The 25298-nt window shown below is 35.9% G+C and carries 22 protein-coding genes and 1 riboswitch; of the genes, 9 read left to right on the top strand and 13 right to left on the bottom strand.

What is annotated here, in order from left to right; translation table 11 throughout:
• Positions 1–53: 53 nt before the first annotated feature.
• The 7 genes from CLLU_RS04625 to CLLU_RS04595 form a co-directional block, all read right to left on the bottom strand.
• Positions 54–1490, bottom strand: a complete 1437-nt coding sequence (locus CLLU_RS04625) for a sensor histidine kinase (protein ID WP_106008408.1) — start codon at positions 1488–1490, stop codon at positions 54–56.
• A gap of 18 nt (positions 1491–1508) precedes the next feature.
• A complete protein-coding gene (locus tag CLLU_RS04620) occupies positions 1509–2261 on the bottom strand; it encodes an ABC transporter permease (RefSeq protein ID WP_106008407.1) in 753 nt (250 codons plus the stop codon).
• Positions 2248–2973, bottom strand: a complete 726-nt coding sequence (locus CLLU_RS04615) for an ABC transporter ATP-binding protein (RefSeq protein ID WP_106008406.1) — start codon at positions 2971–2973, stop codon at positions 2248–2250. The genes CLLU_RS04620 and CLLU_RS04615 overlap by 14 nt, the downstream gene beginning before the upstream one ends.
• Positions 2974–3096: 123 nt before the next feature.
• Entirely contained in the window at positions 3097–4368 is a 1272-nt protein-coding gene (locus tag CLLU_RS04610) for a hypothetical protein (protein WP_106008405.1), read from the bottom strand.
• Positions 4369–4581: 213 nt separating this feature from the next.
• The gene (ablB, locus tag CLLU_RS04605; RefSeq protein WP_106008404.1) at positions 4582–5442 is read right to left on the bottom strand and encodes a putative beta-lysine N-acetyltransferase; all 861 of its coding nucleotides are present in this window, start codon (positions 5440–5442) and stop codon (positions 4582–4584) included.
• Positions 5414–6700 (bottom strand): lysine 2,3-aminomutase, encoded by a 1287-nt coding sequence (kamA, locus tag CLLU_RS04600; RefSeq protein WP_106008403.1) that lies wholly within the window; start codon positions 6698–6700, stop codon positions 5414–5416. Before kamA ends, ablB begins: the two co-directional genes overlap by 29 nt.
• 162 nt (positions 6701–6862) lie before the next feature.
• Positions 6863–6991: riboswitch (cyclic di-AMP (ydaO/yuaA leader) on the bottom strand.
• A 131-nt stretch (positions 6992–7122) separates the two neighbouring features.
• The gene (locus CLLU_RS04595; RefSeq protein WP_106008402.1) at positions 7123–9741 is read right to left on the bottom strand and encodes a calcium-translocating P-type ATPase, PMCA-type; all 2619 of its coding nucleotides are present in this window, start codon (positions 9739–9741) and stop codon (positions 7123–7125) included.
• A gap of 595 nt (positions 9742–10336) precedes the next feature.
• Between CLLU_RS04595 and hflX the strand changes: the two genes are divergently transcribed.
• Both hflX and CLLU_RS04585 read left to right on the top strand, forming a co-directional pair.
• Positions 10337–11593 carry a GTPase HflX gene (hflX, locus tag CLLU_RS04590; protein ID WP_106008401.1) on the top strand — a complete coding sequence of 419 codons (1257 nt, stop codon included), beginning with the start codon at positions 10337–10339 and terminating at the stop codon, positions 11591–11593.
• A 284-nt stretch (positions 11594–11877) separates the two neighbouring features.
• Complete coding sequence (locus tag CLLU_RS04585) at positions 11878–12138, top strand: hypothetical protein (RefSeq protein ID WP_106008400.1); 261 nt, start codon at positions 11878–11880, stop codon at positions 12136–12138.
• A gap of 47 nt (positions 12139–12185) precedes the next feature.
• On the opposite strand, the gene CLLU_RS04580 is transcribed toward CLLU_RS04585, so the two are convergent.
• The 6 genes from CLLU_RS04580 to CLLU_RS04555 all read right to left on the bottom strand — a co-directional run bounded on the left by CLLU_RS04580 (position 12186) and on the right by CLLU_RS04555 (position 19570).
• Positions 12186–13067, bottom strand: coding sequence for a LysR family transcriptional regulator (locus CLLU_RS04580; protein ID WP_106008399.1), 882 nt, complete (start codon positions 13065–13067; stop codon positions 12186–12188).
• 32 nt (positions 13068–13099) lie between these two features.
• Positions 13100–14026 carry a DMT family transporter gene (locus CLLU_RS04575; protein ID WP_106008398.1) on the bottom strand — a complete coding sequence of 309 codons (927 nt, stop codon included), beginning with the start codon at positions 14024–14026 and terminating at the stop codon, positions 13100–13102.
• A 176-nt stretch (positions 14027–14202) separates the two neighbouring features.
• Positions 14203–15834 (bottom strand): NAD-dependent malic enzyme, encoded by a 1632-nt coding sequence (locus CLLU_RS04570; protein WP_106008397.1) that lies wholly within the window; start codon positions 15832–15834, stop codon positions 14203–14205.
• A gap of 33 nt (positions 15835–15867) precedes the next feature.
• Positions 15868–17121 (bottom strand): nickel-dependent malate racemase, LarAH6 family, encoded by a 1254-nt coding sequence (larAH6, locus tag CLLU_RS04565; protein ID WP_106008396.1) that lies wholly within the window; start codon positions 17119–17121, stop codon positions 15868–15870.
• A 36-nt stretch (positions 17122–17157) separates the two neighbouring features.
• Positions 17158–18603: an anion permease gene (locus CLLU_RS04560; RefSeq protein WP_106008395.1), complete on the bottom strand. Its 1446-nt coding sequence runs from the start codon at positions 18601–18603 to the stop codon at positions 17158–17160.
• Positions 18604–18967: 364 nt separating this feature from the next.
• Positions 18968–19570: a hypothetical protein gene (locus CLLU_RS04555; protein WP_106008394.1), complete on the bottom strand. Its 603-nt coding sequence runs from the start codon at positions 19568–19570 to the stop codon at positions 18968–18970.
• A gap of 137 nt (positions 19571–19707) precedes the next feature.
• Here CLLU_RS04555 and CLLU_RS04550 point away from each other — a divergent pair, with 137 nt between their 5' ends.
• The 7 genes from CLLU_RS04550 to CLLU_RS04520 all read left to right on the top strand — a co-directional run bounded on the left by CLLU_RS04550 (position 19708) and on the right by CLLU_RS04520 (position 25270).
• On the top strand, positions 19708–20235 hold the full coding sequence (locus CLLU_RS04550; RefSeq protein WP_106008393.1) for a cysteine hydrolase family protein: 528 nt from the start codon (positions 19708–19710) through the stop codon (positions 20233–20235).
• Between the two features lie 102 nt (positions 20236–20337).
• Positions 20338–20661, top strand: coding sequence for a FlxA-like family protein (locus CLLU_RS04545; RefSeq protein ID WP_106008392.1), 324 nt, complete (start codon positions 20338–20340; stop codon positions 20659–20661).
• 215 nt (positions 20662–20876) lie between these two features.
• Entirely contained in the window at positions 20877–21830 is a 954-nt protein-coding gene (locus CLLU_RS04540; RefSeq protein WP_106008391.1) for a sugar kinase, read from the top strand.
• 16 nt (positions 21831–21846) lie between these two features.
• On the top strand, positions 21847–22503 hold the full coding sequence (locus tag CLLU_RS04535; protein ID WP_106008390.1) for a bifunctional 4-hydroxy-2-oxoglutarate aldolase/2-dehydro-3-deoxy-phosphogluconate aldolase: 657 nt from the start codon (positions 21847–21849) through the stop codon (positions 22501–22503).
• A 16-nt stretch (positions 22504–22519) separates the two neighbouring features.
• Positions 22520–23806, top strand: coding sequence for an MFS transporter (locus CLLU_RS04530; RefSeq protein WP_106008389.1), 1287 nt, complete (start codon positions 22520–22522; stop codon positions 23804–23806).
• Between the two features lie 26 nt (positions 23807–23832).
• Positions 23833–24285 carry a NanQ anomerase/TabA/YiaL family protein gene (locus CLLU_RS04525; protein WP_106008388.1) on the top strand — a complete coding sequence of 151 codons (453 nt, stop codon included), beginning with the start codon at positions 23833–23835 and terminating at the stop codon, positions 24283–24285.
• A 238-nt stretch (positions 24286–24523) separates the two neighbouring features.
• A complete protein-coding gene (locus tag CLLU_RS04520) occupies positions 24524–25270 on the top strand; it encodes an IclR family transcriptional regulator (RefSeq protein WP_106008387.1) in 747 nt (248 codons plus the stop codon).
• Positions 25271–25298 lie beyond the last annotated feature (28 nt).

The raw sequence follows: 25298 nt of genomic DNA, 5'->3' as shown, positions 1-25298 counted from the left end.
TTTTTATTTAGTGTGCTCATCAAATTATCTAAATATGTATGGATTTTATGATTTTAAAAAAGTTTGGCAAGTGATATTATTATGCTTGTGCCTTCATTTATATTGGAATTAGCCCAGATATTTCCATTATGACCTTCTACAATCTGCTTTGCTATGGCAAGTCCCAATCCACTTCCCCTGGCATTGCTCCTTGCAGAGTCAGCTCTATAGAATCTGTTGAATATTTTGTTTATATCATCTTTTCCGATTCCGGATCCGTTGTCTTTTATTTCAATTATGATGCTGGTCTTTGTTTCTCTTAAAATTATGCTTATTCTGCCGGATTTTTTATTCATGTATTTTCTGGAATTGTCTATGATGTTCAATATCACCCTCATAAATCTGATTCTGTCGACCCTGAAAAATTGCGAATTATCCAGGTTGTTCTGAAGATCTATTTTTATGTTTGATTTGGCAAGTTCCATTCTGCTTTCTTCAATACAGCACCTGAAGTACTCCAGAATATCCGTTTTTTCATATGTAAATGGAATTTGTTTTAAATCCAGCCTGGAATAGAGCAGCAGGTCGTCAATCATGGAGTCAACCTGCTGTGTCTTTATGTTTATGGTATTTAAGTAATGTTCTAATTTTTCAGGAGTATTTGCAACACCGTCCAAAATTCCCTGAACATAACCTTTTATGGAGGTTATGGGAGTTTTTAGGTCATGGGATATACTGGACACCAGCATTTTCCTGTTTTCATCATATTTCATCCTCATTCTCACAGAATCCTTCAGCTGTATTCTCATCTTTTCAAAATCGGAACACAATTCCCTTATTTCCATATCTCCGCTTTCTGCAATTTCAAAATCCAGATCACCCCGGCTTATTTCTGCCGTAGCTTTTTTTAAAAGGGCGATGGGTTCTAGTATCTTTTTGGAAAATACATAAGATATAATTATGCTCATCAGGGCAAAACAGATAAAGAAGGTAAGCAGTACGGTGATGATGAAATTTTTAAAAATATCCGGTTTCACTGCAGCTGGAACCAGGAATATGACTTTACCGGAGGATCCATCCTTAAATGCCAGTGGAAAGCTGTCGATTGAATAATGGGTGTCTTTTATCTGCAGGGATTTTCTTAAAGCATTGCCTGACTCCATTAAAGATTTTGCAGTATCAATTTTTCCCAGATCCGGTGAAGAAAATTCTATATTTCCATCTTTGACTATTACAATTTTTCCATTTACAGCCGAAAGCTTCTCTCCCAGATATTCCTGAAATTCATCGTCGTCTTTAATACTTTTACTGCTTGATTTTGCTATGTCCTTGGACACATTCAACAGTTCCGATTTTGTGAGAGAAGCCTTTTTGAAGTCACTGTAGGTTATACTTGTATTGAAGAATTTTGAGGAAACAAATACAAATATGAAGGCAACTATGCCGGTGATTATAAATGGAATTATTATGGTTAAATTATTGTAGATGATAAGTCGTTTTTTTATATCCATTTCTATCCCTTCTATTTGCTAGAAATCTTTATTATCGAATACGTAGTACCCGGCTGTAAATAATATTATAGCATAGCTGAGCATCATCATAAATTCCCTGAAAATTTTAAAGACAGGAATGTTGTCCATAATCCACAGGTTGTACCATCCAAATATGGATGTAAAGAAAATGCCCGAATATGAAGGAATGAAAATTTCAAAGGCTTTAAAGGCTATAAATACAAGTATGGACAGAAAAAATACGGCTATTCCACCTTTAAATATGTTTGCAAATAGAACAATTACAAGACACAGAATTACCATGGGCAGTAGGGTTACTGTGTAGGAAATTATTATTTTGAATATATCTAAAAAATTGAAGGAGTTTGAATTAAATATAAGACCTGATATTATGGAAAACACCATGGACAGCATCAGGAGCGAAAATATAAATACACATATAGATGCTATTTTTGCCGAATACAGTTTTAATCTGGTAATGGGCCTGGTCAAGGTTATTTTCATGGTGTTCTGGGAAAATTCGCCGCAAAAGCTGTCTATGGTTACAAGTGCCACAAACAGCGGGAGCAGTGTATTTATAATTATGGAGAGGATAAGCAGAGGAAATTCGCTGCTGGAAACCCCCTGAACACCGAAATTATTTCTCACTATGGATATGAAAATCTGTCCAAATACAATAAAGATCAGGGAGAGTACAACTGCTGCCAGGGCTTTTTTCTTTTTATACAATTTTTCCATTTCATTTATTAGAGCTTTTTTAAATTCTACCATTTCTCTCTACCTCGCTGACAAAATAATTTTCAAGGGAAGCATAACTGTTTAATATGTTTTCTGTACTGTCTACGTTGATAATCCTGCCGTTGTATAGGATTCCAACATGTTTGCAGGTCAATTCAATATCGTGAATGAGATGGCTTGAAATAAAGAAAGTGGTTGATTCCTTTTCTGCCAGGCTCTTGATGATATTTCGAACATTTATCATTCCCTCCACGTCCATGCCGTTTAATGGCTCATCCAGAATTATGACTTTTGGTCTGGACAGAAGTGCAGCTGCAATTCCAAGTCTCTGTTTCATTCCCAGGGAAAATCTCACGGGCTTTTCATCCTTGTGCTTTAAGAGTCCCACCATATCCAGGATTTCTTCGATCCTGCCGACATCCACATCTTTGTAATATCTGGAAAACTGCTTCAGATTTTCAAAAGCCGTCAGATATGGATAGGCCTCTGCAGTCTCAATGATACATCCCACATTGTAGATTGCCTTTTCAAATTCCGTTAGAATACTGTGACCGAGTATTTTTACGTCACCGCGGTCCGGTTTCATTAAACCTGTCATTATCTTCATGGCGGTGGTTTTTCCGGCACCATTGGGTCCAAGAAATCCGAATATATCTCCCTTTTGAATATCCAGGTCTATATTGTCTATGCCCCTCCCGTTTTTATATGTCTTGCACAAATTCTTGATTTCAATAGCTTTTTCCATTCATACACCTTCCTTTTTTAAAGCTCGATTGTCGAAGTTTAAATATCAAATGTTGGAAGATTTCCGGTATTCACCGAAAATCTTCACCTTTCATATTTATTCTTTGAACTTTGATATTTTGTATTAGTCGAATACCTTATCGTACTGTGGATTAAAAACAGGATCATTTGTCTCCAGGTTAAAGTCTATATTTGCATAATTTGGGTTCAGATACAGATGGCCCTTTTCAGTTTCCTTTGAATCCCCGGTTGCAGTAACAGTTGCATTGAAGGCATCACCACCATTTTTTTGTTTGTCAAAATTACCGCTGAAATTCAATTTCTGATTTCCATCTTCATAGCCGCTTGTATATTTTGCTTCATAGGTTCCGCTTATAGTACTGTTATCTATTTTTTCAATAGTTACTGTGGCTTCACCTATTTTTATGAATTTTCCATCTTTTTCAATTGTGATATTTTGGGTATACTTTCCAAGATATTTTTCAGGGTTGGACAATTTACCAGGGTTTGAGGAGTTGGCGGTCTGTACTATTGTCTTTTTACCTGAAAGATCAGGCTTTTTTACTGTAGTTGAATTTATATTATCTATTTTCAGCAGCAGTTCGAAGGTCAAATTGTGATTTTGGCCGCTTTTATCGGTACCTGAAAGAACCCCTGATCCAAGTACAGTTTTGATCAACCCATTCTTATCTGTAGTAACAGTTCCCTTGATATTTTTTACAAATATATTGTCCGCGAGTCTGGGAACGTTCAATCTTCCATCAGTTCCTTCTTCTCCGGAGGAACTGGCAGCAGTATTTCCTCCAAATGAGTTTTTGAATTGAAAGGATACCAGTGCATTTATAAGTGATGGTATCTGGGTATTGTTCAAGGACCCTGAAAGCTCTCTGGATCCATCCTGCTTTGTATTGACTGCAACGGAATCTTTTAAATTCCCCACAATGGCATCTGCTATTTTTTCAAGATCGGAAGCTCTGTCTTCATCAAAAGGATTTGTTATATTCCAGCTTGTACCATCTGTAAAATTGGTCACAGAATAAGAGGAAGAATTCTCGGGTTTATTTATTTTAGTATTTTTGTCTACATAGTAGTAGCTTTCAGCTTTCTTTGAGCCGTTGTAAGTTGAATTTACAGCTTCCTTTGATTTATTAGATATATCGTATTTGGACAGATCACTGCTGGAATATACCACATTGGTGCCGTCCTTTATGACAAAGGATGTGTCTACAGTGTAGTTTGAAAGTTCACCGGTGCAGGCTTTTGCCGTATACTTCAATGAATCCTTGAGCTGGTCATAGCCGCTTTTGGATGTGACTTCAGCAAAAGCTGTAGTGGCAAACATTGCTATTCCTACAGTAAAACTTATTGCCATAGCCGTTTTTTTCCCTACTTTCATTTTTGCATCTCCTTACATTTTATTTGGAAGTACCTCCTAATTATATTTTAAAATACATGTCTCTACTTTATATAAACTAATTCTAAACAAAATATAAACTTTTAAAGGGCCATGTCAGTGATATTTTGTATTGTGAAAAAATAAGCAGGGAAAATTTTTTGCTTTTCTCTGCTTATTAAAAATATTCAGTATCTATATGCTGTCCTGTAAATTTCAGGCCTTGGTGATATTTTTCACCCAAATATTCATGTTCTCGAAACCACCGCATATATTGCAATTATTTATAAGCTTTCCTCTGAATGTATAGCCCTGTTTGCTGAGTACAAAATTAATACCCGGATGTATAGCCCTGGACAGACTATATAGGGTTATAAATCCCATTTTCTTAAGCTCCAATTCCAGGGAATAGATTATATTAGATAGTATGCCTTTATTCCTATAATGTGGATGAGTGACACAGTCGGTTATTTCTGCATTCAAATTTTCTCTATCCAGATCCGCTGAAGCTATGCCGATTATTCTGCTGTCATTGTCCACAGCCACCTTATATAGGACTTTTTTATTCAAAGTGTTTCTCAGATAATCTTCACTGAAAATTTCAGAGGGATAAGTGGAAAATATCTGGGAAAATAATTTTATCATATTCTTTATATCACTTTCCGCTGCATTTCTTATGTGGTAGTTGAAATTGCTGCTGTTATAGATAAAAGTGTCCTTCTTATTCAAGCTCTGTCTTAAAATCAGGTCCTCTTTAGAATGTTCACTATAGAGTCTTCTGTTTTTGTTGATGAAATAGGACATACAAAATGCATCCTTACCTTTAAAATAGCCATCTATTTTACCTTCCAATTCAAAACCTGCTTTAATAAAATTATCCAGATATTCAATATCACAGTTGCATATGATTTTTCCAAGACGCTGTCTTGAAACAAAATGAATAAGTCTTTTTATATTTTGAACTGACATAGTGTGAAATTTGATTATTTTCACACGACTGTTGATGTAGTCCACACATATTTTATCCTTACCTATTTTCATATAATAATTATTTAGCTGACAACTGCTTGCACTCATTATATTGTCTTCTCCTTTCCATTCTTGCATTATTGCTGGGAGTCAAACATACTCTCTCATTTCTAAACAATTTTTCCAGACCTTCACGTTTAGTCTTCTTAAATTTTTCACATAGTCCACAATGTTTGCAGTGGTGGCTTTTATCTGATGGCTCAGTATAAGTACACAATACACCCTCATAGTTTCTGAGTATTAATTTTTCAGGTGTCTGTGAGATCAAATACTGGGGACCTACAGGTATTTTTCCGCCGCCGCCTGGAGCGTCAATTACAAAAGTGGGTACTGCAAATCCAGAGGTATGACCGCGTAAAAGCTCCATGATTTCTATGCCAGTTGAAACTGGTGTTCTAAAATGTTCAATACCCTGGGATAGATCACATTGGTATATATAATAAGGTCGTATTCTGTTTTTTACTAATTTCTGTACAAGATTTCTCATAATATAAGGACAGTCATTGACATTTTTTAAAAGTACTGATTGATTTCCAAGGGGAATTCCTGAATCAACAAGCATCTTGCAGGCCAGCATTGATTCTTCGGTTACCTCGTTTGGATGGTTAAAATGTGTGTTAATCCAAACCGGATGATATTTTTTTATCATTCTGCACAGACTGCTGGTTATTCTCTGAGGCATGACAACTGGTACCCTGGTTCCAATTCTTATGACTTCAACGTGATCTATCTTTTTTATCTCCTTTAATATAAATTCAAGCTTCTCATCTGAAATACACAGTGCATCACCGCCGGATATCAATACATCTCTAACTTCGCTGTGAGCTTTTACATATTCTATAGCTTTTAATATATCATTGTTTGATAGGGAATTATCATCGTGCCCTGCAAACCGCCTTCTTGTGCAGTGTCTGCAGTACATAGAACATTTTTCAGTAACAAGGATGAGTACTCTGTCAGGATATCTGTGGGTTAATCCGGGAACGGGGGAATCTAGAGTTTCATGCAGTGGGTCATTTATATCACATTCTGATATTTTGGTCTCTTCTATGGTGGGAATTGCTTGTCTTCTAATAGGACAATTATAGTCATCCGGATCAATCAATGTTGCATAATAAGGTGTTATTGCCATCCTTAGTTTTTTGAGACTAGCTTTTACTCCGTTTCTTTCGTCTTCAGTAAGATTCACTACCTGTTCCAATTCCTCCAATGTGGTAAGTCTGTTAGAAATCTGCCATTTCCAACTGTTCCACTCATCTTCTGTGACGTCTTTCCATAGTGGTATATTCCAGTATTTCCTTCTCAAACCAAACACTCCTTTTAAAAGTTAACAATATAATATAAAGAATTATTTGTGCTACATGGAAGCTGCTGGATAATCAAAAAACAATAAGCTGCAGAGAAGTCTCCGCAGCTTATAAAGCCATAATTCAAAGGTATATCAAAAAATACAAATTCGTGTATACCAAAAACTTCCCTTCAACGCTTACGAGATTAGCTGACGGATTCGGATCGAAGAAATTAACCCTACCTGCCTACAGCAGGATTCACCCCAAAATTGGTTTTCCCGTTCAAATTGATTAAGCGCTAGTAACATTGTAACATTTTTCATATTTATTGTTATACATATAACCATAACACTTTAACATATACATGTCAAATGCACAAATATCCAAAGGTACCCAAATACCCACTGCAAATCAGTGGGTATTTTATGATGGATGTTTTTTAACTGGATTTTTCAGATTTGACGAATATGAGCCTGTAGGTCTGTATCAGTGCAAATGGCATGAAAGACAATAAACATATAGTTCCAATTTGATTTAAGGAAAGCTGCCTTATTTCAAAAAGGGTTCTCAACGGGGACAGGAATAATACTGAACTTAAAAGTGCCAGTCCCAGTCCAAAAGCAATCCATACATATTTGTTTGAAAATAATCCGATTCTGAAAATAGATTCTCTGGATCTGCAGTTGAAGCCGTGAAATAATCTTGACATGCACAAGGTGGAAAATGCCATGGTACTTGCCAGCATATTATCTCCTGTTTTCAGGCCAGTATGGAAGGCAAAGAGGGTACATACAGCTATAATAAATCCTTCAATCAATATTCCCCTGCCAAAAGCTTTTGTTAAAATAGGAGTATTTATATTTCTCGGCTTTTCCTTCATCACATTGTGCTTATAGGGTTCCAGCCCCAGGGCAATTGCCGGAAGACTGTCCGTAATAAGGTTTATAAACAGCAGATGGACTGCAGTAAACGGTATGGGCAGTGCAGCCAGAGAAGTATATAGCACAGCCAGTATACCTGCTGTATTTCCGGATAGTAAAAATCTGATGGAGTTTTTTATATTGTTGTATATATTTCTTCCGTTGGAAACTGATTTTACTATGGTGGCGAAGTTATCATCCATGAGCACCATTGAAGCTGCGTCCTTGGAGACCTCTGTACCTGTAATGCCCATTGCTATTCCGATATTTGCCTGTTTTAGGGCGGGAGCATCATTTACGCCGTCTCCGGTCATGGCCACAATGTTGTCTTTTTGCTGCCAGGCTTTTACTATCCTGATTTTGTGTTCCGGAGATACCCGGGCGTAGACAGATATTTTGTCCACTTTTTCCCTGAGTTCCTCATCACTTAGATGATCCAGCTCACGGCCTTCCATAGCTTCTTTTTCATCTTTTAGAATACCGATTTCCCTGGCAATGGCAGAAGCCGTAATTTTATGATCTCCGGTTATCATTACAGGTTTGATTCCTGCTTTTATACAGCTTGAAATAGCCTGGGCGGATTCTTCTCTCGGTGGATCCATCATGGCCGTCAATGCCACAAATGTAAGCCCGTTTTCCTGTTTTGGATCTAAGGCAGTTTTATCAATATCTATTTCCTTGTAGGTTACAGCCAGTACTCTCAGTCCTGTTTTTGAGAAATTTTCATTTGCTCTTTCTATTTTTTTCTTGTCTTCTTCCGTTATAGGAGATATTCCCCGGCAGGTCTGTATTTTTGAAATCCTATTTATCAGTACATCACAGGCACCTTTTGTTACCATCAGGGTTTTATCATTTACCTTGTGGACAGTGCTCATGATTTTTCTTTCTGAATCAAAGGGAATTTCACCTATTCTAGGATATTTTTCTCTAAGTGACAGTTCATTGAGATTGTAGATTTTACCTAAATCCACCAGGGCTATTTCAGTTGGATCACCTATTTTTTCTTCATTGGAGGAGGAGGCGTCGTTGCATAATATGCCCATGAGTACAGCCATTTTATCTACCTGATTATCAAGATTCAAATCTCCGGCGTTCAAGGTTCTATTGTCCGTATAAAGCTTTTTTACAGTCATTTTATTTTGTGTAAGAGTTCCCGTTTTGTCTGAGCATATTACAGAGACACTTCCAAGTCCCTCCACAGCTTTGAGTTTTTTTATGATGGCATTTTCCTTGGCCATTTTTTGAGTTCCCAGGGCAAGCACTATGGTGACAATGGAACTTAGAGCTTCTGGAATGGCTGCTACTGCCAGTGCCACTGAGAACATTATGGAATCCATGATTGGATATCCTCTAAATACGTCCAGTATGAAAATTATAATACATATGATCAATATGGCAGTTGAGAGTTTCTTGCTGAAATTATCCAGATTTACTTGAAGTGGTGTTTTCTTTTCTTCAGTGTTTTTTAAGAGGGAAGCTACGTTTCCAAGCTGTGTGTCCATTCCTATATTGGTTACCACCATAACTGCCCTGCCGTAGGTTACAAGACTGCCGGAGAAAAGCATATTTTTTCTGTCTCCTATAGGCACGTTCTCACCTTCTATTATGTCTTCGGTTTTTGACACATTTTCGGATTCGCCGGTGAGAGAACTCTCGTTTACCTGGATGCTGTAATTTTCTATAATCCTGCCATCGGCACTTATATAGTCTCCGGCTTCCAGATATAAGATATCACCTACGGTAACTTCCCTGGATGGTATTTCTACCTGTATTCCGTTTCTCAATACTTTTGCAGTGGGTGCAGAAAGAGCTTTTAAACTTTTCAATGATTTTTCAGCTTTAACCTGCTGCAGGGTTCCTAAAATTGAATTGAGAACTACAACTGCGAATATGACCAGGGCACTTCCGCTGTTGTCTAAAAATATTGAGACCAGGGCAGCTGCTATCAATATCATTATGAGCAAGTCCTTGAACTGTTCCAGAAAAATCTGGAATATATTTTTTTTGTGACCTTCCTGCAGTTCGTTGTATCCGTATTTTTGCCGTCTTCTTTCTACTTCGGAATCATTTAATCCTTTAGGTGAAGTTTTTAAGATGTTCAAAACTTCCGAAGTAGATTTTTCATAAAAATTTTCCAATAAAATCACCGCCTCATTAAATAAATAAAGACTTTTAAATAATTCCAGATAAAATCAGAAATTATATTAAAAGTCTTATAACCAATTGACTGGTATACAATGCCAGATCAGAATTCCAATCGTAGTGTTGGCATTGTATTTACAATTACTCCCTTTTAATATACTATGTTATATATTAGGTACAACACTATAATATAGTAATTTTAACTGTTTGTCAATATATATATTATTATTTTGTCGTAAACTTGTAAAACATTAACATCTATGATATTATAAAGGTGATCTTAAATTTGAGGAGGGTTGCTTGAAAATGCGTATCAGATTCCGATTTTTTGCTTTATTTAACTAATTTTATAGTGATTAAAGGCTCTACTTTGTGTCTGTAGGGTAATCGGGATTGATCTGGCTATTTTTAAGAAACCTTGTTGATATATGGATATAGGATAGTATGTATATGTATGGAAAAGTGTATTGAGAAGAGCAGTAGTGGAATCTACTCCTTTTTGCATGCATCTGAATAGTACGTATGTTCCGTTTACTCAGCGCGCAGGTAGCAGGCCTGTGTTTTTTATTTCAATAAAATGGAGGAATGTATATGGAACAGAGAAAAAAGGCCGTAATAGCAGGGGTGAATCTCAATAATGACAGGAATTTTGCCAATCTTATGGAAGAATTGTTCAACCTTGCAGAGGCATGTGATATAGAAGTAGTCGGGAAAATAACACAAAAATTGAATAAAGTGAATTCGTCTCATTATCTGGGCAAGGGTAAGATTGAAGAGATGTGCAGGTTTATTGAGGAGAAAGATGCAGACATGGTGATTTTTGACGATGAGCTGTCTCCTTCTCAAATTCGCAATTTGGAGAAGAGATTGAACTGCACAATAATAGACAGAACCTCTTTGATTCTTGATATCTTTGCCCAGAGGGCCGGGACCAGAGAAGCCCAGCTTCAAGTGGAGATAGCAAAGCTCCAGTATATGCTTCCCAGATTAACCGGATTTGGAGAATCCATGGATCGTCAGGGAGGTGGTTCGTCTCTTAAAAACAGAGGAGCCGGTGAGACAAAGCTGGAACTTGACCGCAGAAAAATTGAAGACAGGATCAGCGGGCTGAATAGAGAATTGGAGGTGCTTGTATCCCAGCGTCAGAATCAGCGAAAAAGGCGTAAAAGGGGGGATATGCCTGTAATTGCCCTGGTGGGATATACCAATGCAGGCAAATCCACGGTGATGAATGCCATGATGGATTTGTTCAATCCGTCGATTGACAAGCAGGTTTTCGAAAAGGATATGCTGTTTGCAACGCTGCAGACTTCTGTCAGGAGAATTGATCTGCCGGATAATAAATCTTTTCTGCTGACGGATACAGTGGGATTTATAAGCAAGCTGCCCCATTACTTGATAAAGGCATTTCGCTCAACCCTGGAAGAAGTTTCAGAAGCCGATGTACTCATTCATGTGGTGGATTATTCAAATGCCAATTATGAAAAGCAGATGGACGTTACCAGGGACACATTGAAGGAACTGGGGGCGGATAATATTCCCGTAATCTACTGTTATAACAAGATAGATTTGGTGGAAGATAAAATTCCTGAGGATAAAGAGGATTGTATATATATTTCTGCCAGAGAAAAATCAGGAATGGATAAATTGGTGGAAACAATCCGCAGAAAAATTTTTGAGGACTATGTCTGCTGTAAATTACTGATTCCCTATAGCAGGGGAGATATAGTATCCTATTTCAATGATAATGCAGTTGTAAAGTCAAGCAGTTATGAAAATAACGGCATACTTTTGTCTCTGGAGTGTAAAAAATCAGATTATGAGAAATATAAGAAGTATTTAATCTAGAGTGGATTTTTATCATCTATTTTCATTAATTTATAATTGAACTTAAAGCACTAATTTGTATAAGAGAGGCATGATAGATTTGAAAAGTAAAACTGCAATTTTAATCTTAATTATCCTAAATATTATGGGCATAGTGATAAATCTTCCCATTGAAACAGGAACCCCATCATCATATTTCAATTTTATTTTTTCGCTTTTTTATTTATTGGTATGGATTGGTTTGGGTATATACTTTTATACTAAAAAAGAATTAATTATTTATATATATGTTGGGATATTGGGTAATGGTGATGGGTGTATCTATAGAAGATTTAATAATTACCAGGTTAAATGCCCAAGTTGCAGTTGCACTTTCTAAATTTTCCATAATAAGTATATTGTTTGATGTTATATTTGTAACACCATTATATGGGTTAAATGTAGTTTTTAAATTACCATTTAAAGAGTGGTTCTTTTCTGTTATTTTAATTTCTGTGATATTCATAATTTTATGGATTTTAGCAATTTCGGCAATTAACAGCACTAGAAAAAAGAAAAAATTATAATAAAAATTTTACACCGGAGATTCACTATCCCCGGTGTAAAATGGGTATTAAATTTTTTTACTTGAATTGAGTATTATATTTATGATCTTTTTCTCCTGCAAAACCATATGGTGATCTTTTTTAAATGCCAGGGATATATAAAAATATATGGGCTCCTTGAGAGATAATGTCTTTATGGCATTTATATCCTTAACGGATTTACGCACCATTAATCCAACTCCGAAGCCTGATGCTATAAGAGATTTTGCAGTTTGAATTTCATCTGTATTGTAAAAATAACTTGTGGATATATTATTTTTGCGGCACAATTCCTTCAACACCTGATTGTGTACGTAATCTCCGCCTAGAGAAATAAATTTTTCTCCTGAAAGTTCCTTGAAGTCCAAAGTGTCTTTTTTTGCCAAAGGATGATTTCTGTTTATACATATGGCAAATTCATCTGTTGTCAGGACATGGGATCTAATTGCGTCTTCTTTTATAGGGACTACAGATCCTATAAAACATATATCCACCTCGCCTTTTAACAACAGCTTCTTCATTTTCACAGATCCTGTCTCTACTAAAGTGAAACATTTATCCAGGCCGTGTTCAACCAGGTCTTTCAAAATTAGTGGAAAGTAGTATGCTCCTATTATAGGAGGAACTCCCAATTTTATCTTGTCACCATTTATACGAGATATTTCTGATTTAGCTTCTTTTATTTCAGACAGTATATTTTTGATATGTTTTTCTAAAACCTCTCCTGGTTTTGTAAGTGATATCTGATTTTGGGAATGATCCCTTATTATGAGTTTTGTATTCAACTCTTTTTCAAGTCTGTGAAGTGCCATAGTTATAGAAGGCTGGGATATATAAAATTGTCTGGAGGTTTTGGTGAAACTTTTAGTTATGCAGAGAGAATTGAAATATTCCAGATCTCTAATATTCATATTACAACACCTAACTTTATTAAAATTATATTCTATGTTGTTTTAGATGAGGACATTAATTTTTTATTTTCTTTTTTACCTGAGCTCATTTTAACATAAGAACCGGCAATTATGCATATTATACCTATGATCATATTAATCTTTATACTCTCGCCCAATATAATTATGGCAAAAATAGTGGCCAGTGCAGGTTTTATCAAAAATACCATTGATGCAGTTATTGCAGAAGTTTCCTTTATAGCACCCATGTAGCATATATATCCGATTGCCTTTATGAAAATGCCCATGTATAATAATACCAGTATGTTTTGTAAAGTTATTCCTGAAAAGATCGGTCTCCCGGTTGCCACGAGAATAATCAGCAGAGCCAGTACTCCGAAACAGAATCCAAAGAAATTGGAAACGTATCCTCCGTATATATCAACTCTCTTCTTGCTGTACACTGTATAAAAAGACCAGCTCACTGCAGAACCAAGTGCAAAGATCATTCCTATAATATCCCTGGGATTTCCAAGCCCTCCTACAATTTCTGAAGGGTTGAGTATTATTACGGCACCAATTAAAGAAACCACCATGGATATAAGTGTTCCCTTTGTAATTTTTTCCTTCAGCATGAAATATGCAAAAGGTATTGAAAATACTGCATTTAAGCAGTACAGAACTGCTGCAGTGGATGCCTTGGTGTAGGTAACTGCAAACTGGAGCAGTACCATTGATATAGTAACTGCCGATATACCGCAGATGGCAAAATATCTTAAGTCATCAGCTTTTATTTTCAGTTTTCTGGCTTTGATATCCTTGGTGGCCAGAGGGCATAATATTATGGCCCCTATCAAGAATGCAATGAACATGACCTGAAATGGATCCATACTGCCTGTCTGTGCCAGAATTCTTCCTGCAACTTCAGCTGTACTGTAAAAAATGGCAGTTAAAATTATAAATATATATCCCTTTTTCATTTTCTAATCCCTCCCCAAAATATAAATATACAGAATTATCTTGAAATTTTATCTGTAACGATTCTCTCCATTTATAGACAGAAATATCAAATTTGTATCATAGTGAAAATATAGGAACTGAATCCGTACCGTGTATAAATAATACACAGTACGGTTATTTCTGAAATATTTTCAACCTACATGTAGCGAGGTTCCCAGATCTCATTTTCCACTGCTTTTGCAGCGTCGGATATAGGTATCCTGTTCAACCCTTCCTTTATGGCTTCTTCTACTACGGCAGTTGCCACCAGCTTTGAAGCTTCCCTTAATTTGGCCACCGGTGGAAGTATAGGAGCTCCCGGTTTGGAGAGATCCTGAAGGGATGCAATACCGTGTGCTGCAGCAGACAACATGCCGTCTGTTACTATTTTTGATTTTGCAACTATTATGCCAAGACCCAGTCCGGGATAAAGCAGTGCATTGTTGGCCTGCCCTATAGTATAAGTTACTCCCTTGTAATTCACCGGATCTGACGGGCTTCCTGTAACTACGAGTGCTCTGCCGTTACTCCATTTTATCATGTCCTCTGCAGTTGCCTCGCAAAGCTTGGTAGGGTTTGAAATGGGCATAATGGCAGGTCTTTCATTTATTTGGGACATGGCTTTTATTACATCTTCTGTAAAAGCACCGTGCACGCCGGAGGTTCCGATTAGAACAGAAGGTTTAACCTCCCGTATTATTTCAGCCAGATCCTTTAAAGGATTTTTAAACTCATTTTTTGATCTTGCATATTTTTTCTGTCCCTCTGTAAGATCGACAATGTCATCGGTGAGCAGTCCCTGGCGATCTACAAGATAAAACTGTTTTCTGGCTTCTTCCTCGGACAGACCATTTCGTACCTTTTCCAGGAATATCTGATCAGTTACACCTATTCCCGCAGTTCCTGCACCAAAAATTACCACTCTATGTTCTTTGACAGGTATATTCGTAGCCCTGGCTACAGCATTTATAGCGGAGTTCATCATTACCCCGGTACCCTGAATATCATCATTGAAGGTACAGATTTTTTCCCTATATTTTTCCAGAATAGTTCTGGCATTTCCACGTCCAAAATCCTCCCAGTGAAGAAGTACTTCAGGAAACAGTTCCAAACTTATCTTGACGAATTTATCTATAAAATCGTAATATTTTTTGCCCGTAACTCTCTTGTGCTTGTTTCCCAGATAAAGCGGATCATTTAAAAGTTTTTCATTGTTGGTTCCTGCATCTATTACCACAGGAAGGACATTTCTGGGATTTACCCCTGCAGCTACGGTATATACCGCAAGTTTGCCTATGGAAATGTCAACGCCCTGCACTCCCCAGTCTCCTATGCCAAGTACACCTTCACCGTCAGTTACAACTATAAGCTTTATTTCATCCAGATCCTTGAGGGATTCCTGAATGGATTTTTTTATGTCTTCAGGGTGATCTACTGACAAGAAAACAGCATCTTTTGGTGTATCGTAATTTTTGGAATAATTTATGACAGCGTCTCCTATAGTCGGAGTGTAGATTATAGGCAGGAATTCAACGACATGCTTTCCCACCAGATAATAGAACAGAGTTCTGTTGGTGTCATATATATTCATGAGATAAAGATGTTTTTCAAGATTGGTTTCAAAGTCTTTAGATCTACTGTAGGCCAGCTTCTCCTGTTCTTCTATTGTTCTCACGGTATCCGGAAGGAAACCTGTCAGATCGTATTTTTCTCTTTCATTCTTTGTAAAAGCAGTTCCTTTGTTTAAAAATGGATTTCTCAATAAATCCTGTCCTTTCAAATTACTCATCTTGTAAACACTCCTTTTTATTAATTGATATTTTTAATCTTCTACATAGGGCAGTACTGAATTTGCATAGGGAATAACAAGTACGCTGGAATTTTCCCCATATTCCTTCAAGGCAATATCCAATCCTTCCTGAGGGGATTTTACTGGATGCATGAAAATATTTTTTACAATTTCATCACTCATAGATGAAACCAGATATACTTTGATTCTTTCTAAAACTGTACAGATAACGGCGGCTTTATGAGCACCCAGCATAAAATTTTCCTGTATCCATTTTACAGGTTCGTGTGTGTTTTTAGCCTTTATCATCCACTCTTCGAATAGTTTTTCCCCAAGACCATCTTTACATTCTGCAAGAAGGATTATGCTGCCGCCGTCTTTTACGGCATAACTGGCATTTTCCAGGCCTTTTTGAGATTGATATAAATTTATATCTTTGGGATAGCCTCCGCAGGAGGCAACTACAATATCAACTTTCTTTTTCAATTTAATCTTATACATTTTATCTATATATTGGGTTCCTTCCCTGTGAGCCTTTATAGGATGGCCTGCTACTACTTTTACTATTTTTTTATGGCTGTTTAGTATGGCATTTACCATAAAATCTACTCCTGCAAGAGTGCCTGCCTCGTCAATATCTTCTCTCATGGGATTTTTTTCACATTTTCCAGGCATGGTTCCAGGCTTTATCATCATTATGTGATTGCTTTCAATGGTTCTCTTGCTGCATACCCCCGGCAGTACAGCCTTATTGCCGCCGCTGTAACCAGCTTTATAGTGAAATTCCAGGTTCCCCGTAGCAATTATAAAATCAGCTTCTGCTACAGGCCGAAATACATCTACGGGAGTACCCCGGGAAGTGGTCCCTATGTTGATACAATCATCTATATCATGATTAATACATTTTACTTTATTGTATATAGAATGTCCAACTAATTTTTCCATTTCTTCTTTAGTTTGTTTTCTGTGATAGCCGAGTCCGAAAACTATAGTTATGTTATCATAGTCTGCTCCTGATCTTATAAGCTCTTCTATTATAGGCGGGAGCAGTATATATGATGGCACGGGACGGGTTATGTCGCTTACAAGTATTACAATATTGTGTTTACCTCTGGCCAGTTCGCACAGGGGTTTTGATTCTATAGGATTCTCAAGTGCATGTATTATTTCTTCATCAGCATTTTTCACTTCAGGAAGATCATTTGAATTTAGAATACCAGCTAGATTTTTATCTGGAATCTCTATCATGCACTCTGAATCTTTGTATTTGAGTTCAATTTTTTTCATGACTTTACTCCTTATTTAAATTATTTCACATGGTATTTAGTATACACCTATGATGTGGCACCATATAGGTCCAATTCCAAGCCAAACCACTATATAGAATATTCCCAGTATGAAATTCAAACTCCACCACTTGTTCTGGCTTACGTAACCTGATCCGAATAGAAGAGGTGCAGGTCCATTGCTGTAGTGGGTTGTGGATGCAAATAGATTGCCGAAGAAACCTAAAGTCAGTGCTGCCAGCATGGGTGGTATTCCACCGGCTATTGCCACCGCAAGAAATGCGGAGTACATGGCACTTACATGGGCAGTAGCACTTGCAAATATATAGTGGCTGTAGAAATAAGCCAGAATCAAGACCAATAGAATAACCTGCCAGCTGAGGCCTGCTACACTCCCGGCGATTAATTTGCTGAACCAGGGGATAAATCCCAATTCGTTCAATTCATTTGCCATCATCACCAGAACTGAAAACCATACTAAAGTATCCCAGGCTCCTTTTTCACTTTTTATATCATTCCAATTGAGCACATTGAGCAGCAAGAGCAGGGACAATCCTATGAAAGCAGTTAAAGTGGCATCTATCTTGGTTATGGTTCCGGTTACCCATAAAAGCAGTGTTATTATGAAGATAAGAGCCATATATTTTTCCTCTTTGGTGAGGGGTCCCATTTTTTTCAGCTGTTCTTTAGCTATTTCAGGTGCATTAGGTGTGGCCTTTATCTCAGGTGGATATATTTTGTATATTATAAGTGGAACAAGTATAAAGCATATAATACCAGGTAAAAGTGCCGCTAAAAACCAGCCAAACCAGGTTATATGTACATTCAGGCTTTCTGCCAGGGTTTGAGCCAGTGGATTTGCAGCCATGGCGGTCATAAACATTGCGGAAGTTATTATGTCTCCGTGAAACTCGGAAAATATAAGAAAAGATCCTATTTTTCTCTCCGTACCATCTTCCGGCCTTGAATTGAAAGATTCTGAAAGAGACTTGACTATAGGATATACTATACCGCCGGCTCTTGCCGTATTGCTTGGCGTTGCCGGAGCTATGGCAAGATCACAGAATAAAACTGAATAACATAATCCCAGAGTTTTTTTACCGAATAATCGTACAAATTCATAAGCTATTCTGGAACCCAGACCGGTTTTTATAAAACCTCTTGAAATAAAGAAAGCCATAACTATAAGCCATATACTGCTCTGGCTGAATCCGGAAAGAGCCACTTTTATAGTTGCTGTATTGGTAGCAGCTGTTATAGTTAGCCCTATCATGGATACTGCGCCAATAGGGAGCGGCTTCAATATACATCCGATTATAGTGGCAACAAAAATAGCAAACATATGCCATGCATTGGTTTTTACTCCGGCAGGAGTTGGTATAAACCAGATTATTATTCCCACAGCAACGGCCATGAGAAGCTTTACATACATACTTTTAGAATTAGAGACAGATATTTTTCCTTGTTGAATAACTTTTCCCATGATAAATTTCATCCCCCTTTTACAATTTGTTTTAAAATCTATCTATAATTATATATTCAAAAGGTTTACATGTTAAATATTGTTTGCTTATTCACTTATAAATGTTATTTATGAGCTTTTGATTACTGCTGTGTTGTATACTGTAGGTATACAACAACTATATTGGAGAAGTTTTTATTCGTCACAAATTGACTGATGAACTGTTAAGACGTGGCGGACATATTGGATATGGAGTTAGATATTCAAAGTGGAATAAAGGTTTAAGGACACAATTTTCTTCAAGAGTAAATTTAGGGAAGTTCAAAATGGCTTCCCTAAAAATTCATATGTGTTTTAACATTATTTTAAAACACAGCTAATTTTTTCAAGACAAATTTACGTTTACATTGAGCTTCATATTAAACTGGGGACTTTCTATTTTAACAGTAGATTTTTTTACTTCATATTTGTCATTTACAGATACCTCTATTTGGAATTTAAAATTTTTTGATTTGTGAAGTTGTTTCATGAAATTATGAAATTCATCCGGCCTTTTTTCAAAACTCAAATCTTTATGAAAATTATCGTGCTTGAGATGTGTTGAATAATTGTTGTGGATATAATTATTTTCCACTTTTATATTTTTTATATTATTGTCTATTACTTCAAATAACAACTCTTGAAGATCTTCAGAAATTTTATCTGAAATTAAAGAAAGGGTGTAGCCGCTTTCCGGGTTTTTTTCAATCTTTATGTGATTTAGCATACCAAATAAGAATTTGATTTTATTTAATTTGTTTTCATGATTTGGTGTAGAATCATTGTGAAAGTGTAAATCATTGCTATAGTGGATGTGAAATCCATTATTGTTGTTCATCTCGAATACTTTAGTGTTTCCCTTTACTCCTGTCATGTTGAGACTGCCTTTAATATTCTCTTTTTGTTTAATTGTTCCCAGTAAATCGTAGACAAATTTTATTTTATTCATGCATTTCCTCCTGAATTTTATTTACAATGCAATTTTGAATGGGTAAATTCCACCTGAACTTTACAAATGCTTGATATGATATTATATAATTATTTATAAAATGAGAAATATATGAGTATATGGAGGAGGAATTTTCGGTGAAAAGGATACTGGTGGTTGTGGATTATCAAAAAGATTTTGTAGATGGCAGTTTGGGATTTGACAAGGCAGTTGCCCTGGAAGACAAAATTGAGCAGAAAATTAAAGAATACAGGGGAAATGGTTGTGAAGTGGTATATACCTTTGATACTCATGAGGATAATTATCTATATACCCAGGAAGGGAGAAATCTTCCAGTTCAGCATTGTATTGTAAATACGGAAGGATGGAATTTGTACGGCAAGATTGCCAAGCTCTGTGATGAGAGTAGCAGATGTTTTGAAAAGCCTACTTTTGGTTCAATAGAGCTTGCAGAATTTCTCAAGAAAAATGGATATGACAGTGTTGAACTGGTCGGCGTTGTGTCCAATATCTGTGTCATATCCAATGCTGTTTTAGCCAAAGCGGCACTTCCAGAAGCCGAGATCATAGTTGATGCATCCTGCACTGCCAGCAATGATGACAGTTTAAATGAAAAGGCTTTTGATGTCATGGAGGGAATGCAGATAAAAGTTATAAACAGGTAATTAATTTTGGTGGTATTGTGTAGGTTGGCTGTTTTTAAGGAAATATTAAGAAAGTTGTTTTAAAATATTCCATATAGTTTAATTTGAAAAGGAGGTGTAAAAATGTCAATCTCATCCATTTCATCCGTATCAAATTCGAATATATCAATGAGCACCAGTGATGATGCAAGTCAACTTGAAAAACAGATAGCAATTATTCAGCAGCAGATACAACAGGAAAATTCAAGTAAAGATGATGATCAGACAAAGGAAGCTAAAATTCAGCAATTGCAGGCTAAATTGGAACAGCTTCAGGCTCAAATTCAACAGAAGCAGTCACAAAAAATAGAACAGACTTCTGGCAATCAGGTTGAAAATTCGAAAAATAGCTCTCAGGATAAAACAGATTCAAAAAATTCCAACAACATAATTGATGTATTTGCTTAGGCATAAATATATTTTAAAAAACATTAAAAAAAGAACTCCAACTTCATCAGTTGGAGTTTTATTATTCAAATAGACATTGACAAGATAAGAGCTATATGATAAATTAAAAATATAAATCATATATGAGATTATTAATCTCATATATGATTATACATCTTATATAAATTTATGGTTTTAGTTAAATTACTAAATAATATATATTGGGAGGACAAAGTATGGATGTAGTAGGTATAGGAGAAACCATGGTTCTATTTAGTCCAAAAGCAAATGGCTCAATACGATATGCTAGAGATTTTTCTTCTAGATGTGCTGGGGCTGAAACAAATACATTAATAGGACTGTCTCGTTTGGGACATAAAACAGGATGGATTAGTAAAATTGGAAAAGATGAATTGGGGGAATTTATAATTTCAACTGTTAGGGGCGAGGGTGTAGATACCAGTAAGGTCTTATGTGATTCATCTGCTCCTACAGGAATATTTTTTAAAGGGGTGGTAAATGAAAAGGATACAAGAATGTATTATTATAGGAAAGGTTCTGCTGCAAGCAAGATTACTCCCAAAGATATTGATAAACAATATATTTTAAAAGCTAAATATTTGTATATAACGGGAATTACTCCTGCATTGAGTCAATCTTGCTATGATAGCATTTTTTATGCTGCTGAAGTTGCCAGAGAAAACGGTGTAAAGGTTGTTTTTGATCCTAATATCAGATATAAACTCTGGAGCGGTGCTTATGCCAGGGAGACTATTTTAAAGCTGGCGGGAATGTCCGATATAGTATTGCCTGGATTAAGTGAGGGTAAATTTGTTTTTGAAGATAAAAATTATGAATCAATAGCACAGGATTTTGCAGACAATGGAGCATCTAAGGTAATTATTAAGCTTGGAGAAAAAGGAGCATATTATTTGAGTGGTGATGATAGGGGAGTTGTTCCAAGCGTAAAGATAAGTCATGTAGTAGATCCTGTTGGTGCAGGAGACGGTTTTGCTGCCGGAGTTTTATCAGGGTTATTGGATGGATTGAGTTTAAAAGAATCTGTATCTAGAGGATGCGCTGTTGGATCTATTGTAACTACTGTAAATGGTGATATTGAAGGTTTACCAGACAGAGAAACATTAAAGTATTTTGTTGAAAGTTCCAATTATAATGAAATTAACCGCTAAAAGAGGAGAGATAAATATGAATGTTTTATCACAAATTATGAATTATAAGATTATAGCTATTATTCGAGGCTCTAAGGCCAAGGATGTTGTTGAAATAGCCAAAGCTCTAAATAAAGGTGGAATCAGGTTGATAGAGGTGGCTATGAATTCACCTAAAGCACTTAATGTTATTGAACAATTGTCATGTGAACTAGGGGACGAAATGATTGTTGGAGCGGGAACAGTTCTAGATCCTCAGACTGCTCGAAATGCGTTGATTGCTGGTGCAAAATTTATTTTATCACCTACTGTTGATAAAGAAACCATTAAAATGACAAAGCGATATGGCGCTGTAAGTATTCCAGGAGCCTTTACACCTACTGAAATTTTAAATGCATTTGTCAATGGAGGGGATATCATAAAAGTTTTTCCCGCATCTTCTGTTGGACCTTCTTATATAAAAGATATTAAAGGACCTCTTAATCAAATACCACTGTTACCTACAGGAGGTATAAATTTAGATAACATAGATTCTTATATAAAAAATGGGGCAGCGGGTGCAGGTGTTGGAGGTTCTCTTGTAAATTCAAAAATTACTGTTAATGAGGCATATTTAAAAGAACTTACAGTGAAGGCTTCCGAATTTGTGAATAAAGTAAATAAATGTAATTTAAATCAAACAAATTCCATATGATGGGGAGGATAGAATTATGTCAACTTTTAATGTAAACGAGAACATTGAAAAAAGAAAAATAAATTATGGCTGGATTCTTGTAGGGATTATGTTGTTTGGAGCAGTTGTTAACTATTTGGATCGTGTTAATTTAAGTATAGCAGGTACTACCATTTCAGGAGAATTTCACATAAATCCAATAAAAATGGGATTATTATTTTCAGCAATGTTACTTCCTTATTCCATATCTAATCTACCGGCAGGGTGGCTTGCAGATAAATATGGTGAAAAAAAAATATTTACTATAGCAACTATAGTATGGTCAATAGCCACTCTGGCAGCAGGATTTTCCAAGACTTACTCATCTCTATATACATCCAGGGTATTGTTAGGTATTGCAGAAGCACCTTTTTTTATCTGTGGTGCCAAGATAACTAAAAAATGGTTTGATGACAGGAACAGAGGATTGGCCACTTCTGTAATCAATATGGGACCGCCTATTGCAAATGCAATTGCACCTCCATTGTTGACAGTTATATTGATATCATTTGGGTGGAGATCAATGTTTGTGGGTCTTGGCCTAGTTGGTTTTGTAGTTACATTTCTTTGGCTTACATTTTATAGAGAAAAATCCAATCCTAAAGTGAAGAGGGTAGATATTAAATCATCCGAGAATAAAAATAATGGAAAGGTTTCCTGGGCTGTGCTGCTAAAGCATCCTTCAACCTGGGCGATGATGATAGGTAACTTTGGACTAATATATGTATTTTGGGTTTATCTTACATGGCTTCCTACCTATTTAAAAACTGCTCGTGGATTTAGCCTGATGAAAACTGGATGGCTTGCGGCAATTCCGTTTTTTGCAGGAATTATTGGTGTGCCTCTGGGAGGATATTTATCTGATTATTTAATAGATAAAAAAGGTTTTAAACCTATTAAAGCACGTAAAACAGTGTTGGTAATAGCAGTTATTGCAGCTTCTATTGTTGTTGCACCAGTTGCATATGTCAAGAGTGGCTCCTTATCCGTAATATTATTGACTATTGGTTTTCTGTTTTCCAGTATGCCAAATGGAGTTGTATGGACATTGGCTACGGATGTGGCACCTGAAAAACTAGTGGGATCCTTGGGAGCCATTCAAAATTTTGCCGGCTATTTAGGAGGAACTATAGCACCTATAATAACTGGAGTAATTATTTCTAAGACAGGATCATATAATCTTGTATTTGTTGTAGCTTCCATGATGTTAATTATAAGTGCTATTACTTATGGAGTATTTTTAAAGAAAAAAATTGAAATAAAAGACGAACCCGGAACAATATAATTAAAATAAGTATTGGAGGAATAATTATGATAGTAGATAAGGTGGTTAATGCTGAACAGTATTACAAACTTTCACCTAGAATTGAAAAAGCCTTTAAATATATTCGAAATACGGATTTAACAGATATAAAACCTGGAAAATATGCAATTGAAGATGATAAAGTTTTTGCTGTTGTCTCTGAGTATAAAACAAAATCTCTCAAAGAAGGATTATGGGAAGCTCATAGAAAGTATATTGATATACAATGTATTGTTTCTGGAAAGGAAAAAATGGGTTATTGCTGCAGCGACTATATGAAAACTACAATTGAATATGATGAAAAAAAAGATATCCTATTTATGGATGGACAAGGTGATTTCTTAACTATATATGAGGGCGAATTTGCATTATTTACACCAAAGGATGCACATATGCCGGGTATTGAAGTTGATGATTCACAAGTAGTAAAAAAAATACTGGTGAAAATCTTAGTAGATTAGAATAGGGAGAAAATATAATTTTTTTATATACCTGGATTTGTTTAAATGAAATCCAGGTATATTGTTTATGCATTTTATTGATAATAATTATAGAATATTTAGTTAATTTGCCAATTTTAAATTTAATCATGTATAATAATAAAATAGAGTTATCTTATTGCCTTGCTAGGTTTAAATACGAAAAATTTATTTTACTTTGAGTAGAATTATTAAAATATATTAAATTTAGGAGAAAAAAATGGCAGTTAAATCAGCGCATAGAGTATTAGAAATTTTTGAATTATTATCAAAAAATAAGAGTGGATTGTCTATAGCAGATATAAGTAAGAAATTGGATATTCCACAAAGCAGCACTTCCAATTTGATTAAAACGTTATATAATTCAGGATATGTTGCACGAGATGAAGCAAAGAAATATGTTCTTGGAGTAAGGTTAATTCAATTGGGATCAGTGGCTATGGAATCCTTTGATATAAGTGCTGTGGCAAAGCCAATATTGCAAGAGTTAGTGAAAGAGGTTCAGGAAACAGCTTTTTTGGCTATCCGTGCCCAGAATGAGGTTGTATATATATTAAAGATTGATTCAAATCGATCTGTTAATACAACTGCTCAGCCTGGATATCATAGACCTTTATATGATACTGGGTTAGGAAAAGCTTTTTTAGCATCTATGAATAAAAGGGAGCAGCATGAAATCCTATCCAATATTAAATTGACTCCAGTTACCGAACATACTATTACAGATAGGAATGTGCTCATTAGACAGCTAGAACAATTCAAACGCCAGGGTTATGCTGTTGATGATGAAGAAAGTGAATACGGGTTATATTGTATTGCCACGACAATTTCTACTGTGGATAAGAACATAGAAGCAGCTATTAGTATATCCGGATTAAAAGCAAGGATAGTTTCAAATAAGGAAACCATTGTTGGGCATCTGTTTGATGCAGCAAATGAGATTTCTAGAAAACTTGGAGGAAAATAGAAGTATTTATAAGTATACGGTTTCTATT

The organism is Clostridium luticellarii (assembly GCF_002995845.1).
Lineage (GTDB): Bacteria > Bacillota > Clostridia > Clostridiales > Clostridiaceae > Clostridium_B > Clostridium_B luticellarii.
The sequence above is the reverse complement of the archived record's forward strand: the minus strand, read 5'-3'. Positions and strand labels throughout refer to the sequence as shown.

Coding starts and splice junctions, on each gene's coding strand:
- CLLU_RS04520 (WP_106008387.1), top strand. CDS start 24,524: ATGGCAGTTAAATCAGCGCATAGAGTATTAGAAATTTTTGAATTATTA.
- CLLU_RS04625 (WP_106008408.1), bottom strand. CDS start 1,490: ATGGATATAAAAAAACGACTTATCATCTACAATAATTTAACCATAATA.
- CLLU_RS04540 (WP_106008391.1), top strand. CDS start 20,877: ATGGATGTAGTAGGTATAGGAGAAACCATGGTTCTATTTAGTCCAAAA.
- CLLU_RS04610 (WP_106008405.1), bottom strand. CDS start 4,368: ATGAAAGTAGGGAAAAAAACGGCTATGGCAATAAGTTTTACTGTAGGA.
- CLLU_RS04560 (WP_106008395.1), bottom strand. CDS start 18,603: ATGGGAAAAGTTATTCAACAAGGAAAAATATCTGTCTCTAATTCTAAA.
- larAH6 (WP_106008396.1), bottom strand. CDS start 17,121: ATGAAAAAAATTGAACTCAAATACAAAGATTCAGAGTGCATGATAGAG.
- CLLU_RS04615 (WP_106008406.1), bottom strand. CDS start 2,973: ATGGAAAAAGCTATTGAAATCAAGAATTTGTGCAAGACATATAAAAAC.
- CLLU_RS04585 (WP_106008400.1), top strand. CDS start 11,878: ATGGTGATGGGTGTATCTATAGAAGATTTAATAATTACCAGGTTAAAT.
- CLLU_RS04575 (WP_106008398.1), bottom strand. CDS start 14,026: ATGAAAAAGGGATATATATTTATAATTTTAACTGCCATTTTTTACAGT.
- CLLU_RS04620 (WP_106008407.1), bottom strand. CDS start 2,261: ATGGTAGAATTTAAAAAAGCTCTAATAAATGAAATGGAAAAATTGTAT.
- ablB (WP_106008404.1), bottom strand. CDS start 5,442: ATGAGTGCAAGCAGTTGTCAGCTAAATAATTATTATATGAAAATAGGT.
- CLLU_RS04580 (WP_106008399.1), bottom strand. CDS start 13,067: ATGAATATTAGAGATCTGGAATATTTCAATTCTCTCTGCATAACTAAA.
- CLLU_RS04535 (WP_106008390.1), top strand. CDS start 21,847: ATGAATGTTTTATCACAAATTATGAATTATAAGATTATAGCTATTATT.
- CLLU_RS04530 (WP_106008389.1), top strand. CDS start 22,520: ATGTCAACTTTTAATGTAAACGAGAACATTGAAAAAAGAAAAATAAAT.
- CLLU_RS04555 (WP_106008394.1), bottom strand. CDS start 19,570: ATGAATAAAATAAAATTTGTCTACGATTTACTGGGAACAATTAAACAA.
- hflX (WP_106008401.1), top strand. CDS start 10,337: ATGGAACAGAGAAAAAAGGCCGTAATAGCAGGGGTGAATCTCAATAAT.
- CLLU_RS04570 (WP_106008397.1), bottom strand. CDS start 15,834: ATGAGTAATTTGAAAGGACAGGATTTATTGAGAAATCCATTTTTAAAC.
- CLLU_RS04525 (WP_106008388.1), top strand. CDS start 23,833: ATGATAGTAGATAAGGTGGTTAATGCTGAACAGTATTACAAACTTTCA.
- CLLU_RS04545 (WP_106008392.1), top strand. CDS start 20,338: ATGTCAATCTCATCCATTTCATCCGTATCAAATTCGAATATATCAATG.